Annotated in this window: 15 protein-coding genes; 3 read left to right on the forward strand and 12 right to left on the reverse strand. The window is 65.6% G+C overall.

Annotation, left to right across the window (positions count from 1 at the left end; translation table 11 throughout):
* Positions 1 to 3 precede the first annotated feature (3 nt).
* From D3P35_RS21380 to sfsA, 11 genes are all read right to left on the reverse strand, one after another.
* Positions 4 to 2,322 (reverse strand): hypothetical protein, encoded by a 2,319-nt coding sequence (locus D3P35_RS21380; RefSeq protein WP_118137690.1) that lies wholly within the window; start codon positions 2,320 to 2,322, stop codon positions 4 to 6.
* Positions 2,319 to 4,367 (reverse strand): AAA family ATPase, encoded by a 2,049-nt coding sequence (locus D3P35_RS21385; RefSeq protein WP_118137692.1) that lies wholly within the window; start codon positions 4,365 to 4,367, stop codon positions 2,319 to 2,321. Before D3P35_RS21385 ends, D3P35_RS21380 begins: the two co-directional genes overlap by 4 nt.
* On the reverse strand, positions 4,364 to 4,894 hold the full coding sequence (locus tag D3P35_RS21390) for a hypothetical protein (protein WP_118137694.1): 531 nt from the start codon (positions 4,892 to 4,894) through the stop codon (positions 4,364 to 4,366). The genes D3P35_RS21385 and D3P35_RS21390 overlap by 4 nt, the downstream gene beginning before the upstream one ends.
* Positions 4,894 to 6,213 (reverse strand): SIR2 family protein, encoded by a 1,320-nt coding sequence (locus D3P35_RS21395; RefSeq protein WP_118137696.1) that lies wholly within the window; start codon positions 6,211 to 6,213, stop codon positions 4,894 to 4,896. The genes D3P35_RS21390 and D3P35_RS21395 overlap by 1 nt, the downstream gene beginning before the upstream one ends.
* Positions 6,210 to 6,581, reverse strand: a complete 372-nt coding sequence (locus D3P35_RS21400; RefSeq protein WP_118137698.1) for an XRE family transcriptional regulator — start codon at positions 6,579 to 6,581, stop codon at positions 6,210 to 6,212. The genes D3P35_RS21395 and D3P35_RS21400 overlap by 4 nt, the downstream gene beginning before the upstream one ends.
* A gap of 4 nt (positions 6,582 to 6,585) precedes the next feature.
* Entirely contained in the window at positions 6,586 to 6,951 is a 366-nt protein-coding gene (locus D3P35_RS21405; protein WP_118137700.1) for a type II toxin-antitoxin system RelE/ParE family toxin, read from the reverse strand.
* 56 nt (positions 6,952 to 7,007) lie between these two features.
* Positions 7,008 to 7,274, reverse strand: a complete 267-nt coding sequence (locus D3P35_RS21410) for a hypothetical protein (protein ID WP_198670735.1) — start codon at positions 7,272 to 7,274, stop codon at positions 7,008 to 7,010.
* A 131-nt stretch (positions 7,275 to 7,405) separates the two neighbouring features.
* Positions 7,406 to 8,662, reverse strand: a complete 1,257-nt coding sequence (locus D3P35_RS21415) for a site-specific integrase (RefSeq protein WP_118137702.1) — start codon at positions 8,660 to 8,662, stop codon at positions 7,406 to 7,408.
* 175 nt (positions 8,663 to 8,837) lie between these two features.
* Positions 8,838 to 9,476 (reverse strand): RadC family protein, encoded by a 639-nt coding sequence (locus D3P35_RS21420; RefSeq protein WP_118137704.1) that lies wholly within the window; start codon positions 9,474 to 9,476, stop codon positions 8,838 to 8,840.
* A 381-nt stretch (positions 9,477 to 9,857) separates the two neighbouring features.
* Positions 9,858 to 10,682 (reverse strand): type I methionyl aminopeptidase, encoded by an 825-nt coding sequence (gene map, locus D3P35_RS21425; protein ID WP_118137706.1) that lies wholly within the window; start codon positions 10,680 to 10,682, stop codon positions 9,858 to 9,860.
* A 249-nt stretch (positions 10,683 to 10,931) separates the two neighbouring features.
* On the reverse strand, positions 10,932 to 11,690 hold the full coding sequence (gene sfsA / locus D3P35_RS21430) for a DNA/RNA nuclease SfsA (RefSeq protein ID WP_118137708.1): 759 nt from the start codon (positions 11,688 to 11,690) through the stop codon (positions 10,932 to 10,934).
* Positions 11,691 to 11,738: 48 nt separating this feature from the next.
* Between sfsA and D3P35_RS21435 the strand changes: the two genes are divergently transcribed.
* Positions 11,739 to 12,509, forward strand: coding sequence for a molybdopterin-binding protein (locus D3P35_RS21435; protein WP_118137710.1), 771 nt, complete (start codon positions 11,739 to 11,741; stop codon positions 12,507 to 12,509).
* 466 nt (positions 12,510 to 12,975) lie between these two features.
* Here D3P35_RS21435 and D3P35_RS21440 read toward each other — a convergent pair whose 3' ends face one another.
* Positions 12,976 to 13,293: a hypothetical protein gene (locus D3P35_RS21440; RefSeq protein ID WP_198670736.1), complete on the reverse strand. Its 318-nt coding sequence runs from the start codon at positions 13,291 to 13,293 to the stop codon at positions 12,976 to 12,978.
* Positions 13,294 to 13,904: 611 nt separating this feature from the next.
* Here D3P35_RS21440 and D3P35_RS21445 point away from each other — a divergent pair.
* Complete coding sequence (locus tag D3P35_RS21445; protein ID WP_118137724.1) at positions 13,905 to 14,855, forward strand: Hint domain-containing protein; 951 nt, start codon at positions 13,905 to 13,907, stop codon at positions 14,853 to 14,855.
* Positions 14,856 to 14,940: 85 nt separating this feature from the next.
* A partial coding sequence (locus D3P35_RS21450; protein WP_198670737.1) for a hypothetical protein occupies positions 14,941 to 15,177 on the forward strand: 237 nt, incomplete at its 3' end.

Below are 15,177 nucleotides of genomic sequence, written 5' to 3' on the forward strand. Positions count from 1 at the left end.
TCACTATTTGTCGACATCGTCGAACACCGAGCGCTTCGTGGCAGCCGGAGTGGGAGCCGGAGCTTCCTCCTTCTTTTGCGTCACGATGTGCGTCCAATCCGCTTCGTCTTCTGAGTCTTCCTCCTTCTCACGCTTGCGCTCTTCCAGCCCTTTGACTGACCGCGTTACCTGATTGCGCGCGTCGTCGATCAAGGCTGTGGCGTCCGCATCGACACCGATCGTCTCAATGCGATCGAGCACGCCAAGAAGCTTTTTGAAGTGGCTGTCAGGCTCCTCGTCCAGGTCAGCGTCGGCGACGATCTCGTCGATCCGCTCTTCGAGCGAAGGCAGGACAGTTGTTCGCAGCGCCAACCCCATGCCGACCAGTCTCAGCGGCGGTATGAGCGCCAGCATCTCTGGTTCGTCGAAGACGGAAGCATCAAGGTTCGTGAGCACGGCGGATTCGAGGGTGTCTGCCGCCTCCGAGCGCAGATCGTCTGGTAAGACGCCGAGGTGATGGGCTCGGGCGTGGGCCGCGATCTGAGGATTGTTGCCGGCGAGGTCGGTTCGCCAGCAGGACCGTCGAAGTAAATCTGGAAATTGCTGGACCGCTTTGGCGAACACCGATCCGCTCGCCCGATAAGACAGGAAGTGGAATAGCATCCAATTGCGGTGCCATTCATCGGGGGTGTGGCCGAGCCGTGCGACCAGAGCGTTGTCGAGCGTCATCGGGATGACAAGCGCGTCTCGAATGAGAGGCGAGCCCTCGCACGTGAAACTGTTGAGAATGGTGTCGATCGTCGCGCCCCGTATGAGCGCTGCCATCATATGCGGCTTCTGGCGCAGGATCTCCGTCAGCGCGTCGGATATCGTCGGATGGGCGAAGGTCCACTTTGATCCGGAGAGTTTCAGGAACGAGCCTTTCAGTTCAGCGAAACAATCCTGGATCTTGATGAGGCTGTACGACGTCAGCTCGGCGACCGCCTGGGCAGCCGACACATCGTGGTCGCTGGGATCGAAGCCGGCTTGATGGACATAAACCAAGATGAGCGCGGCTTGAAGCTGATCATCCAGGGCATTGACCGTATCGATCAAATGCTCTGTCGGCTCTTCCATAAAGCGAACGAGGGAACTTTCGCGAGGCGCGAGCCCCTTCGTGAAGTTCGGGTCACCAAGGCGTTCGGCAATCCCAGGAAGAAAGTCGCGAACGGCGGCGACCGCAGTTAGGTGTGGCTTGACGCTTGATCGCCAACTCTGGCTCTGCTCGCCGAAATTCACGTGGTTATAGAGAATCTGCGCCTTCTCTTCGAACGTCAGCTCGCCGACATCGACGACGGCGCTGCCATCAGCGAATTGGGCAAGGTTGCGCTGTCCGAGCCGACGCCGCGCCGCTTCATAGATATGCTTGCGGGAGGTCAGGAGGAAGCGGTTGCCGTGCTTGATCGCGGCTCGCAGCTTCGAGAAGGCCGACGCCCAGTCCTGCACATAGTCGTCGCGTAGCACATTCGAGCCGAAGGCGTCATCGATCCAGAAGAAGCGGCCCGGATCGTTCGGATTCCATCCAGCCTCGAAATCGCGGGGACTGGTCAGAGCGAGAACGGTGTTATCCGGGTTTTCCGAAGCGATCGTCGAGACGATCGCGCCGATTGCCGATTTGCCGCTTGATGGATTGCCCAGCAGCAGCACCACGCCGTGGTTGGAAATGGCGTTGACGGCGTCGCGATGCGCTTTTGTAGGTACATAGGTGCGAAGCTTTGGAATCCAACTGTCAAGCAGCGCCCGGCTCTGCTCGCTCAGGCGCTCATCAACGATCGACGTGAGGTCTCCCAGGCCGTAGACCTGCGGGACGAGCGCCCGCAGTCGGGCGCTCGTTCTGATGACCCGGACAATATACTGGCGACCAAGAATGTGCGGCCTGCGCACGCCGAGCGCCCGAAGTCTGGCGCGCATCGCCGCCGCGACAGGCGCATCTACGCTCATGTTCGTCATGAAGGCATAGGTGTCCGCCTGACCGGCTTTGACCAGTTCCTCGACATTCTCAAGCTCGGGGGTGAGATCGCTGAGCTTCAAGGCCCTCATGGCATCGGACGTATGCTTGCACTGGACCGTGCCTATGGGCGGCGCGTCCGTTCCCGAGGCGATGAGGAAGACCGCATCCTGGCCGCCGTCCTGTGCTTCGCGGAAGATCTCTACGGGTCGGCCGAGCACGACTTCGCACACCTGCGAACAAAGATCCTGAAACGCACGCCAGCCAATGGTGTGGAGCGCCAGATCGCTCCAGGGGCCGTGCGCTCGACGTTCGCGCGGCGCCGGAATCTCGATTTGCGCGCTCTCAGCCGTCATGCGGTGGCGGCACCACGCAAAACACCGACCGGCATCGGATTGATTTCCTGGTCGATGACCACGCTTGTGGCGCCGAGCGGTCCAAGGTCGATGTCGAGACGCCGGCCTCCCTCCGTCGAGGTGCTCACCAAGCGCCGGCACAGCAGATCGGCCAGCGCGGGGTCTTCGACGGCGCAGATTATCTGGCGCCCGTCCAAGCGTAGAGCGGCGAGCACTTCGACCAGGTGAAGGGCCCTGAAATCGTCGATATGCTGAACGGGATCGTCGAGCAGAAGAGACCTGAGCGGTGTCCACGCACGCGCAAGATGGACCGAAAGAAGGAAGGCGAGACCGGCGGCGCGACGCTGACCGCTGCTAAAGACGAATTGCGGGTTCAGCCCGTCGCCTACCTTGAGGCTTAGGAAACGTCGAACGTCACCGCGGATGCTGTAGTCGATTGTCCGCCAGTCGGCGTGCGGTCGCAGGCGCTGATAAAGCTCGTTGAGCAGAGGACTGATCTGAGCAAGGCGCTCATCGATGATCTCGGCGCTCACGCGTCTGACAGAGCGTTCGATTTCGCGGGCCGCTGTGACGGCATTTTGCGACTGGCTGACCGCCTGCGCCAGCTTCTCGATTTCAGCTCGCAGCGCCGATATGTTGCTTTCGATCGACGACATTCGCGAGACCGCTTGCGAGGCCTCCAGTACGAGTAGCGCGCGCTCAAGGTCGATCAACCGGTCGCGTTCTGGAGAAATGGCTTGCTCCAGCCCGTCAGGATCCTGGATGAAGCGATGATCGAGCCCCCACTGGTTGTAGAAATCCACGTGCGCCGCTTCCTGATCGCGCAGACGCCGCACCTCGTCCGCATGGGCTTGAACCGCGGCGGTGGTTGTCTGCAACGTGAGGCTGGGTTGTCGCGCGTTCTGTTTCGCGGAGGCGAGAGCATCGCGAGCGGCCTGAACGCCCGACGCCAGTGATGTAATCCGTCGACGTGCCGCGGCCAGACCGGCGGCGAACTCGTCCGATGTCCGATGGGCTGCGCATAGTGGGCAATGATCGTCGTGTAGCCCGAGGCGCTCGCCGTGTTCGACGAGGAGGCTCAGCGACGCCGCCATCGCGTCCATCTCTTCTTCCCGCGAGAGGCGTTGTTCGGCTTCCGAGAGGGCTTGCTGTGCGGCCTCATGCTCGCGCTGCGCTGCCTCGTGCGCCGCCGATGCGGCCTCGCGGTTCGTCACAGCCTCTGGGGCATTGTAGAGCGCCTGCGCCGCCGCGACCTCTCGACCGAGTTGAACCGCTTCGCCCATCCGACCCAATCTGGCTCGTCCGTTTGCGAGCGCGCTTCGACCTGCAGCCAGACGCGCCGTCAGCTCGGTGGGCGCATCCGGCGCCGCGGCGCCGATCACCTGAAGCGCGCCGGCCACGTCCCCTGATCGGCTGAGCGCGGCTTGTGTCTCGGACTGCTGCGTCAGTCTGTCCGCCAGTCGCGAGCGGGCAGCCTCGTAGGCGGCCTCATCTTTACTGAGCGCGGCTTCGGCGGCAGTCACGACCTCCTTGGCTCTGCTACCGGCTTCCGAGCCTTCCACTGCACCGAGCGCCGAGCGCACGAGATCGAATCGCTCCGTTTCGGTGAGATCCAGGCTGAGGGCGGCGATCCATTCGTCGCGGATGATCGACGTCCGGGTGAGCTGCCGAAGTGCGTCGTCTGGCGCAGGTCCACGGCAAAGCGCGGCGTGGATTTCCTCCGGTGAGCGATCGGAGCCACGTTCCCGCGTCCGCGTGATGGTGAATGGGTTCCCGCTGTCGTCGACGAAAGAGGCTGTTACATAGTGAGCTTTAGGAACACCTTCGCCGCGCCACCAAAGGTAATCGCGGAGGCTCTCCTTCGCTGCCTTTTCGACGGCGTACTTGTCGATGGAGCCTGTGATCGCGAACTCGACCGCATCGCACAGCGTGCTTTTTCCCACGCCGTTGCGACCGGTGATGACGGTGAAGCCCCGTCCGAAATTGATCCGGACGAGATCCCTGAAGCCACGAAAGCCGCATACTTCGATGAAATCGAGCCTCATGATGTCGCTCCCAAGATGCGAGCGATCTCTGCCGGCGTGGTCTCGCTGAGAAACGCGGTCACGGCATCCGGAGGAATGTCCTTCAGCCTGGTCCGTAGTCTCGTTTCGAAGTTGGACGCGCCGAGCAGCGGCTTGGAGCGTATCGACAGCAGCGGTAGCAGCGCCTTCTCAACGTCATCAGGCGTGGTGATGGACGCCTTCGCGATCTTTCGAGTCAAAGAGAAATCCTCTTCGATGCGCTCGATCTCGCGCCCCCGGCGCGCGTCCTGATCGGGGGTAAGAAAGACCGAATAGACGTTCCATGCCTTCGCTCCGGCGCCGCGTAACGACGCGGCATGCCGAGCGAGCGCGGTTTGCTGGTTCTCCTTCCAAGCGCCGAGGAGAGCATCTGCGCTGTCGAAGACGTGGACGAATCCCATCAGCGCCGCGTTTTCGAAACAGGTCACGGGGCCGGCCGAGCCGGGCCACGTCCAAGTTTCATACTGCGCGTCGCGAAGGAGGATTTCGGCTTGCGTGAAGATGTCCATCAGATGCCCAACGCAGCTCTTGCCCCAGGAAGGTCGTACCATTCACCAGCTGGGTCCGGACGAATGACGTCACCGGCGCGCCCGCTGCGCACGACATTGTCCGGCACGCCCAGGTCGGTCGCGCCTACCGCGACAACAATATCGGACTGCATCGCGGCAGGCGGTTCGACGAACTTCCCGCGTAGCGTCCCAAGGATGGATTGCGCCCCGTTGAGGACTCGGACGGTCCGGCCGTTCAGATCATAACCATCGGCGCGTTGAACGGCGCCCGCCTGACGGAGCAGCAAGTGGAAGAAGCCGAGAGCTTCCGGATTTGCCGGGCGCAGCAGCTTGGCCGGCTCCGCCGCAGAGACGCCTTCGGCATCCCGCCTCAGACCATAAAGGGCCTCGCTGTCGAAATTTCCGACGTCTAGCCAAGCCGGGTCACAGTGGGCTCCGGTAGCTTGCTCGAAGGCGGCTCGTCCGGCGTCCAGGACCTGACGCAGGTAGTTCGATGAGAAGGCTCGACGAAGCTCGTCGAGCGCCGCAGCTCCTGACTCTTGCACGTGTTCGAACGTCACGTTTTGTGCGTGCGCGATCTCCCAGAGTTGCGGGGCCTTCTGCTCGAGCGCGTTTGTCGGCGAGAGGTCGATGACGGTCACGGACAGCGGCTGTACGTCGATCAGTGCTTCGCCGATCACGGCGTTGAGGTATTCCCAGTCCGACCAGAAGCCGACGACGAGCAGATCCTTCTGCCGAAGGTTGGCAGCCATCCAAACTTTGCTTCGCGCAATGCGCCCCGAGATGGTCGGATCGTCGAGCTGCGAAGGCGCCCAGACCGTGGCTTGCCGATCACGGTGGGAGCAGCCATGGAATTTCAACAATGGTGCCTGACGGACGGAATCGGTGGTGGCTTCGTCTCCGTCGAGCGAGCCGCGGAAGTCCGCGCCGTAGTCCCAAGCGCGTCGCTCGATCAGCGTGTCGTAGTTGCTCGATATGCCGGCAACGGCGGCGCGGGTGATGAGAAAATCCGCGATCGCAGCATGCCCTGTATTCGAAGGCCGCACAAAAGCGGGCCAAGGCACGAGATGTTCGATAAAGACCGATTGCAGGGTGTTGAGGCCTGCAAAGTGCTCTGCGAGTGCCTCCAGATTGTCCCGAAGACCGAGATCGCAGTTCGGGTCAGATTCGAGACGGTATTTGTCGAAGCACCGCTCGGCGACTGTACGGGCCGACGGCAGGCTGCTGGGCGGCGCCATCGAGAGTCCGGCGCCGCAGACCACCAGAAGGCGGCCGGCGTTCATAGCGGCTAGCAGTCGAGTGATTGTCTCGGGCGTCAAGCAAGCCTCCGCCGAGAACCAGCTCGCCGACCTGGCGGCTTCGCCGCCGGCTGAGTTAAGTCGCCGAGATGTTCGATCCTCACGGGCGGCCGGGCCGGCAGCTTCACCGTCAGTTCGAGTTTGCCGCCGATCGCTTCGACATAGCCGCGGAGTGTCGAGAGATACATGTCCGCCTGGTTCTCGATCTTGGAAACTGACGGTTGCTTGATGTTCAGGGCGGCCGCGACATCTTCCTGGGCCTTGCCGGCGATCTGGCGAAGCTCGCGCAGCCCTTCGACCTCTTGTCGGAGTTCGTCATAACGCGCTTCGATCTGCTCCTGCTGGTCGCGGGGCAGGGAAGCTATGACCTGATCGATGCTCCGTCCCATAGGATCATCCCTTCTTTACGGATTTCAGGTTTTCCAGATGGTCGGAAAACCGGCTGTCCGCCTTGGCAATAAGCTGCTTGTAAAAGCGCTTCTGGCTACCGCCCGACTTGTCGCCCGCGACTAGAACGATGGCGTTCCTCTCAGGATCGAACGCGAAGGCTGCACGCCATTCCCCATCCGCGGCAGAGAAACGCATTTCCTTCATATTGGTGTGTTTCGAGCCTTTGAGCGTGTCGACATAGGGGCGACCAAGCTGCGGGCCGAATTCGGCAAGCAGCTTCGCAACGGCCAGAAGTTCGGTCTGAACGCCGCGCTCGAAAGCCAGAAACTCCGCCTCGAAGGCGTCGTGAAGTCTGACGCCCCAATTCATATAGCCTCCAAGCTATGCTGGGTCAAGGGTGATGAGGCCGGCATCAGTTGCCACCCTCAGCGAGCCCGGCGGCGGTCGCCGATGCTTCTTGACTGGATCTCGCAGCGAGCAATCACGCGGTCGAAGGAGACGATGCGGCCGTTGTGGCCGCGTTGGCTCGTGCAAATCGCCTCGTGGCGAAGAGCCAACCGCTCGAGCGCCGCTTTTGCCGCCGGTCCTCCGGTGTCGTGGAGTTCCGCCGCACTGAAATCGGAAAGACGCACTTCGATCCACTCATTCGGATCGGTGGTCCTCCCTATGCACAGGCTGTCGCCATCGCCCACGTATCGGACAATCCCGGCAAAGCGAACGCCGGGCTGCGTCGGTAGCTGCCCCTCGCATGGATCGGCCCGTGCCTGGCCTGTACAACCCACGGCTCCAAGCGCGATGGCGGCGGCGAAGATGGGCGCCGGCCTCATGCGGCTTCTTTCACCGTGCTGGCCCTGGTCTTCTTCTTTTTCAGAAGCGCGCGGACGAACTTGTCCCAGCGCGCCATGCCAGTGCGCTTCTCGGGCATGTAGTTCCAGCGATCATAGTTCTTGGAGCTGACGTCTTGCAGCGCGTGGTTCTGGAGGCGGTCTCGAATCTCTTTCGGCACACCAGCCTTGCCGCCGAGCGTCTTGAACGTCCGTCGCAGGTCGCGATTGGTGGCGTAGGGGATTACGCCGCGGTCGCGTTGCCGCCAGACGAAGCTGTAGAGCGTGCCATGGCTGACTGGCTTCGACGGATCCTTCGCTGAAGGAAAGTACCAGCCGAATTCGTTAGGCTTGATCGACTCGATGAGCTCGGCTGCGAGCGACGGCACCGGGACGGCGTGCGGCTGAAGATTCTTCGTCTTCGACCAGTCGATGATCCGCTCGCCAGCGTCCCACTGATCGATATGCAGCCGCGCGATCTCCTCGACGCGCTGGCCGGTGAGCATGATGAGCTGCACGGCGCGCGGATATGAAGGGTGGACAGGAGTGTCAGGGCAATCGAGCCAGCGATAGAGCTGGACGAACTCATCCTCGCTGAGCCAGCGTGTGCCCTGGACCTTCGGTTCAGTCGGGATGTCTGAGGCCGGGTTGAAGGGAATTCGGAAGCGGCGAGGAGATGTATTCCGGTAATCGTTGTCCGACTTCATCCCCCAGCTAAAGGCAGCATGGATATACGACCGGACATGATCAGCCATCGATCGAGCGCCGCGCTCATAGATCGGCCGGATCAGCTCCACGATTTCATCGGCCTCGATCTCGCGGGCGAGGCGATTGCGTCCGAGCGTGTCGGCAATCTTATTGAGGCCTTTCTCCGTTTCCTTCCAGGACGGCTTGCCGGCGGCTTTCAGCCCTGCAACGTAGCCCTCGAACAGATCGGCGACGGTCCCCGGCCGAGTGTCGGTCGCGATCTTGATGCTGCGGCCTTTCTGGATAACGTCAGCGAAGTCCCGTTTGAAAATTTCACGCGCTTGAGCGAGTGACATTGAGGGATACGAACCGAGCTTCTTCTTCGAGCGTTTCCCGTCTCGCCATTGCTGCGCCATCCAATCGGCCGTAACGCGCTTCGGCATAGGCTTGAGCACGAGCACCAGACGGCCAGTGCCGCGCCCTTCGCCGTCGGCGAGATTCTCCTGCTTCTGACTCAGTTCGACGCGCTTCAGTGCGTGCCGGATTGCGGTGTCGGTCAGGCTTGGCATGGCGTTCCTCCTAGTCCCTAACTGGGGTCGGTCGAGGAGAAACGGGGATCGTTTGCTGGGATCGGAAAGCCGTTTTCAATCCCTCTAACCGCCCCCAATTTGCCATAACCACCCCCTGTGCGCAATGCGCAAAAAGCTGCTATTTGCTTGATGATTCAGCGGTATTGAGCGTGATTCAACGTGACTTTAGAGGGGTAGTGGGGTGGTTGTGGACGAGGATCAGGGCCGAGGCATTCAGCTCCAGCGCCCGCCGGGCCACCTCGCGCGGGTAGACCGGCACGTGGTCGACCGTGCCCTTGGCCTGCGCCTCGTCGGCGATGAGCACGTTGCGCCGGTCGAGGAAGAGGATGCGGAACTGCTCGGTGTCGCGATGCGCCATCGCGGTCTTGCAGTAGCGCAGCAGGGCGTCCCAGGAGGCAATGGCATCGCGGCCCAGCACCCGGGCCTGGGCGAGGCGGTGGGCGGCGGCCTCGACGATCTTGAGCTCCTGCACCACCGCTTCGCCCACGCCGCTCACCTCCGCGAGGCGGGGGGGCGGGGCGGAGATCACGCCGTTGAAGTCGCCGAAGACGGCGAGGAGCTGCTTGGCGAGCGGCTTCACGTCGCGCCGCGGGATGGCGCGGAACAGCACGAGCTCGAGCAGCTCGTAATCCGCCAGCCCCGCCGCGCCCGCCCGGGCGAAACGCGCCCGCAGCCGGCTGCGGTGGTCGTGGTAATGCGGCTCCGGCGCCGGCTGCGCGGGCGGATGGGGCGGCACCTCGAACCCAGGCAGGGACGGCTCGGCGAGCCCGGAGCGGTGGCGTGATCTGGTCATGCCGGCAGCTTGGCGTCGGTCTGGTAAACAGGGTGTTAAGCTTGGCTCTGCCCGCCGAATTGCCCGGCGCGCCTGAGGCGCGCCGCAAGGGCCCGGTCCGCAACGCCCTGCTCTTCGGAGCGTCCCTGCAGGCACGCAGCGGGACAGGCGCGGAGCGGGGAGGGCCGGGAAGCGCGGGCGCCGGGCGCGCAGCGCCCGGCCCGGCCCAAAGGGGCGGTTCCCGACAGGGGAGCGCCACACGGGAGACGCCCGGCCGAAGGCCCCCGGGGGCGCCGGGGACGGAGCCCTCCCGCCCTGCCTCGACCCGCCCTTGCGGGCGCGTCTCCTGCGGTTTGGGCCGGGCCGCGCGTGCCGCGCGGCGGGCCGGGCGGTGACCCGGGGTCAGGCGGTCCAGGTGGGGTGGAAGAGGCCGGCGGGGGAGAGGGTGAAGATCTCGCAGCCGGTCTCGGTCACGCCGATCGAGTGCTCGAACTGGGCGGAGAGCGAGCGGTCGCGGGTGACGGCGGTCCAGCCGTCGCCGAGGATCTTGGTCTCGGGGCGACCGAGGTTCACCATCGGCTCGATGGTGAAGAACATCCCCGGCTCCAGCCGCGCACCGGCGCCGTGGCGGCCGTAGTGCAGCACGTTCGGCGCGGAATGGAAGGTCCGGCCCAGCCCGTGGCCGCAGAAGTCGCGCACCACGGAGCAGCGCTCGCCCTCCACGTATTGCTGGATGGCGGCGCCGATGTCGCCGAAGGTGTTGCCCGGCTTCACCTGCTCGATGCCGATCATCAGCGCGTCATGGGTGATCTGGATCAGCCGCTCGGCGCGCCGCGGCACGCGGCCGGCCACGAACATGCGGCTGGTGTCGCCGTACCAGCCGTCCACGATCACCGTCACGTCGATGTTCAGGATGTCGCCGTCGCGCAGCGCCTTGGGCCCGGGAATGCCGTGGCAGACCACGTGGTTGATCGAGATGCAGGTGGCGTGCTGGTAGCCCTTGTAGCCGATGGTGGCCGAGATCACCCCGGCCTCCTCGATGAACAGCCGGCAGCGCTCGTCGAGCTCGGCGGTGGTGACGCCGGGCTGCACGAAGGGGGCGATCATGTCGAGCACCTCGGCAGCCACGCGGCCGGCCTTGTGCATGCCGGCGAAGTCCTGCGGGTCATGCAGGTTGATGCCGTCACGGGAAAGGCGCGCGCTGCCGCGGGGATTGCTGTCGTCCATCTTCGTCTCCGTTCGTACCTCGGGCGCGGCGGGCCCGGTGGCCCCGCGCGCCTGCGCCTCGTCATGCCTGCCCGGCGGCGACCCTGCAGCTCCGCCCCGGTGCTCGCTCCGTCCTGTGCCGCCGCCCCGTACGCGCCGGTCCGTACGCGCCGGTCCGGACAACGGTACCCGGAGGGGCCGGTCGCCCTGCAGGCGGCATTGCCGACGGCCCCCGCGCGGTGAGCCGTGCGGGACTGCCAGAGCTGACACTTACTCCTCCTCACCCTCCAAGTGAAGGGGGGCGACCGTTTCGAGCGCCGGCCCCGGCGTGATTCCGCCATGCGTGAGGCGCGCGGCGAGGGCGAAGACCTGCACGCCCGCCGCCCGCGCCTCCCGCATCGCGCGGTGATAGGCGGGGTCGATGTCCGCCGCCGTGGCCACCCTCGTGCAGTCGTCGCGCTGTACGAGGTAGAGCAGGGCGGCGCGCTCGCCCTCCGCCACCCGGGCGGCGCGCTCGCCCTCCGCCACCCGGGCGGCGAGCTCGCCCAGATGCCGCGCCCCGCGGGCACTCACCGTGTCGGGAAACTCGGCCAGCCCCGGCACGCGGCTGAGGGTGACGCTCTTCACCTCCAGCCAGAGCGGCGGCAGGCCGGGCCCCTCGAGGCGGAAATCGGCGCGGCTGGCGGCGCCGAGGCGCACCTCCGGGCGGATGGTGCTCCAGGGCGCGAGCTCGGGAACGGCCCCGGCGGCCAGCGCCTCGGCCACCACCCGGTTCGCCGCCCCGGTGTCCACGCAGGCGAGGGTCCCGTCCGGCAGCTCGGCCAGCCGCCACGACCAGGCCAGCTTGCGCTTGCCCGGGCCCGCCGGCTCCACCCAGGCGGTGGTGCCCGGCTCGGCCAGCCCGGTCATCGCGCCGGGGTTGGCGCAATGCGCCGTCACCTCCCGCCCGTCGGACAGGGTGACGTCGGCGAGAAAGCGCTTATAACGACGCAGGAGCGTGGCGCGGACGAGGGGGCGGGCAAACTGCATGGCCCCCGGGTAGACCAGCGGCCCCGCGTTGACAAGGAGAGCCGAGGAATGCCCAACCCCACCGCCGCCATGCTCGTGATCGGAGACGAGATCCTCTCCGGCCGCACCCGGGATTCCAACATGAACCACCTCGCCAAGCGCCTCACCGAGGCCGGCATCGACCTGCGCGAGGCCCGCATGGTGCCCGACGAGGCGGCCGAGATCATCGCCGCGCTCGACGCGCTGCGCAGCCGCTACACCTATGTATTCACCTCCGGCGGCATCGGCCCCACCCATGACGACATCACCGCCGATTGCGTGGCGCAGGCCTTCGGCGTGGGCATCGACGTGCGCGAGGACGCCCGCGCCATCCTCGCCACCAACTACGCCAACCCCGAGACCGAGCTGAACGCCGCGCGCCTGCGCATGGCCCGCATCCCCGACGGGGCGGAGCTGATCGACAACCCGGTCTCCAAGGCGCCGGGCTTCCGCATCGGCAACGTGCACGTGATGGCCGGGGTGCCTGCGGTGTTCGAGGCGATGGTGGAGGGGGTGCTGCCCACGCTCACCGGCGGGGCGCCGCTGCGCTCGCACTCGCTGCGCGTCTTCCTCGCCGAGGGCACGGTGGCCGGGCCGCTGGGCGAGATCGCGGCGGCGAACGCGGACGTCTCCATCGGCTCCTACCCGTTCCAGCGCGAGGGGCGCTTCGGCTGCACCCTCGTGGCCCGGGCGCAGGACACGGCCCGGCTCACGTCGGTGGCCGCCGAGATCCGCGCCATGGCCGAGGGGCTGGGCGCGACCGACATCCTGGAAACCCCGCCCGACGCGGCCCTGGCCTGACGGCATCGAGGCGGCATTTTCTCTCGAAACCGCGCCGGTTGCGTGGCATGAGAAGCCCAGTGCGGACGTGGCGGAATCGGTAGACGCAACGGACTTGGGACACTGCTTGAGTGCCCCGGGGGAAACCCCGGGTGCAGAACCGCTCAAATTCGGGGAAGGCTTCCGGTGTGGCCGATGCTGATCCCGAGCCAAGCCCGCGCCCCGGCGCGGGAAGGTGTAGAGACTAGACGGGCGGCGCCTAAAGCCCCTCGCGGGGCCATGGCGAAGGGATAGTCCAGGCTTGCAAACGCCCGGGTGCCCGGGCGGCGGCGAAAGCCGTGGCGGTAAGAAAATCCGTATCCTTCGGGAGTGAGGGTTCGAGCCCCTCCGTCCGCACCAGCCTTTCCGCCCTCTCCCGGCCGGGAAAGCGCCTCGCGACGCTCTCCCCGGCCGGCCCGGGGCCGGCCGGCCCGGCGGTGCCGCATCCTCACTTCTTGCGGTCGGTGCGCAGATCCTTCATGTCCTCGGCGCTCAGGTCGGGCTCGCCGCGGCGGTACTTCCTGCCCGCCTCTCCGGGTTCGCCCGCGCCGGGCGCGTGGGAAGCGACCGTCTCGTGGTACTGGCGGTTCTGCATTTCCCGGCTGTCGAGGCTGCGCTGGTCGGAGTGGCGCGAGGTGTCGCGGTTGGAGAGGATCTCGTTGTCCGGCAGCGGCGCGACATCGTCAGGCGCGTCTGCGCCGGAGCCGTCACCCTTGGCCTGATCCTGCTGTCCGGGGCCGAATTTCTTCTTGCTCGCGTTGGCCATTGTCTTCCTCCTTTCGGTCCGCCGCTCTGGCGGTACACCGGGGAAACGAACGGGGCGGGCGACATGTTCCTGCCCGGCGCCTTGCGGGGCGGGTCACACTCGCGCGAGGCGGAGGCGCCGGCGATTTGCCCTTGCGTTGATTCTGCGCTAGCATCTGCAACCACAGGTGGTCGGCAGCGACACCTGCAGCAAGGCGATGCCTGCAACTTCCTTTCACTGTCGCGCAACCGTCCGACCCTCCGCGGGTCCGGCGTCGGTCTCCCGTCGCCCGGCCCCCCGGGAGCGGGCTGCGCAAACCCCAACTCGCTCCGCCGGTTCGCTCCGGCGGAGCTTTTTTGCGTGGCGCGAGGGGCCGGGGCCCACCCGGCCGGAAAAGCCGACGCCACCATGCGGTCAATTCGGAAATGGCTAAAGATTCGAGGGTGAAGAAAGTATAAGCCGCTGAAATCCATGAACCAATAAATGAATGCGAATTTATTAATTATTGTTAACCCGACAAATATCGAAATAAAAGAATCATTTACATGAATCGGATTTGCGAAAAGCATTTGATGGCATGGATGTTCATGCGGAAAGAGCGTGCTTTTTGTGCGTTATTGAGGGTCTTGGCCATGGCAACATATGATTACAATATCTCCGGCCTGTTTACCGGAGGCATACTTGATCCGGATACCTACGTATTCGCGGGGGGGAATATTCTCGGGAACGGCTACATCACCGACGGGGACGACGAGAGCGACAGCTTCGAGGAGGGTGACACCCTGACCATGTACAGCTCCACCGTCGCGGGTGACGTCCAGGTGGCGCAGGGGAGCTATGCCGGCACCGTCGACATCAACGGAACCCAGTACATCCTCATCGACGGCGCGCTCGGCTACAGCGCGGCCACCGTGGTGGACGACCCCTCGCTCATCAGCCTGCAGGGCAGTGTCTTCGACGTGGCCGATGTCGACGCCGACCTCATCACCGTCTGCTTCGCCGAAGGCACGCTCATCGCCGTGCCGGGCGGCGAACGGCCGGTTCAGGAGCTCGGGCCGGGTGACCCGGTGCTGACGGCCGACGGCAGGGTGGTGGCGGCGAAATGGGTCGGGCGGCGGACGGTCCACAAGATGTTCTGCCCCCGGGACCGGTTCGAGCCGGTGCGCATCCGCGCCGGCGCGCTCGGGGGCGGCGCGCCGCACTCCGACCTCGTGCTCACGCCGGAACACGCGATGTTCGTCGGGGGGTGTCTCGTCACCGCCGGGGCGCTGGTGAACGGCGACAGCATCCGCTACGAGCCTGCGGCCTCGCTCCCGGAGCGGGTCACCTATTACCATGTCGAGACCGAGGCGCACGACCTGATCCTGGCGAACGGCGCCGCCTCGGAGACCTACATCAACTACATCGAGCGCCGGGCCTTCGACAATCATGCCGAATACCTGTCGCTCTACGGCGAGGAGCCTTCGCTCACCGAGATGGGGCACGTGCGCATTTCGGCGCGGCGGCAACTGCCGCGCAGCCTGCGCAAGATCCTGGACGAGGCGCGCGCCGCGGGCGCAGCCGCCTGCGACCTCGCGGTGTGACCGGCCCGCGGATCTGATCGGATCCTTCCGGGGGCCGGCCAGCCCGGCCCCCGTCTCCGGCTTCCCCCCGAAGGCATTCCGAGTGATGAACATCGGCATTCCCCTGCCGCCGGCCGAGGCGCCGGGCCAGCTCCTCGACGCGGCGAAGCGCGCGCTGCGCGCCGGACAGGCAGCCGAGGCCGAGGCCGGGCTGCTGCGGCTGCTCGAGCAGCGTCCCGCCCATGTCGAGGCGCTGGCGAGCCTGGTCGCGGTCACGCTGCGCCGCGGGGCCCCCGGGCTCGCGGTGACGCGCGGCCGGGCCGCGCTGGCGCGCCGGCCGCAT

Origin of the sequence: Oceanicella sp. SM1341 (genome assembly GCF_003448965.1) — a bacterium.
Taxonomy (GTDB): Bacteria; Pseudomonadota; Alphaproteobacteria; order Rhodobacterales; family Rhodobacteraceae; genus Paroceanicella.

Bases quoted from the DNA above. Each gene is read 5' to 3' on its own strand.
- map (WP_118137706.1), bottom strand. From the start codon at position 10,682: ATGGACGACAGCAATCCCCGCGGCAGCGCGCGCCTTTCCCGTGACGGC.
- D3P35_RS21415 (WP_118137702.1), bottom strand. From the start codon at position 8,662: ATGCCAAGCCTGACCGACACCGCAATCCGGCACGCACTGAAGCGCGTC.
- D3P35_RS21400 (WP_118137698.1), bottom strand. From the start codon at position 6,581: ATGGGACGGAGCATCGATCAGGTCATAGCTTCCCTGCCCCGCGACCAG.
- D3P35_RS21435 (WP_118137710.1), top strand. From the start codon at position 11,739: ATGCCCAACCCCACCGCCGCCATGCTCGTGATCGGAGACGAGATCCTC.
- D3P35_RS21390 (WP_118137694.1), bottom strand. From the start codon at position 4,894: ATGGACATCTTCACGCAAGCCGAAATCCTCCTTCGCGACGCGCAGTAT.
- D3P35_RS21405 (WP_118137700.1), bottom strand. From the start codon at position 6,951: ATGAATTGGGGCGTCAGACTTCACGACGCCTTCGAGGCGGAGTTTCTG.
- sfsA (WP_118137708.1), bottom strand. From the start codon at position 11,690: ATGCAGTTTGCCCGCCCCCTCGTCCGCGCCACGCTCCTGCGTCGTTAT.
- D3P35_RS21385 (WP_118137692.1), bottom strand. From the start codon at position 4,367: ATGAGGCTCGATTTCATCGAAGTATGCGGCTTTCGTGGCTTCAGGGAT.
- D3P35_RS21380 (WP_118137690.1), bottom strand. From the start codon at position 2,322: ATGACGGCTGAGAGCGCGCAAATCGAGATTCCGGCGCCGCGCGAACGT.
- D3P35_RS21440 (WP_198670736.1), bottom strand. From the start codon at position 13,293: ATGGCCAACGCGAGCAAGAAGAAATTCGGCCCCGGACAGCAGGATCAG.
- D3P35_RS21445 (WP_118137724.1), top strand. From the start codon at position 13,905: ATGGCAACATATGATTACAATATCTCCGGCCTGTTTACCGGAGGCATA.
- D3P35_RS21420 (WP_118137704.1), bottom strand. From the start codon at position 9,476: ATGACCAGATCACGCCACCGCTCCGGGCTCGCCGAGCCGTCCCTGCCT.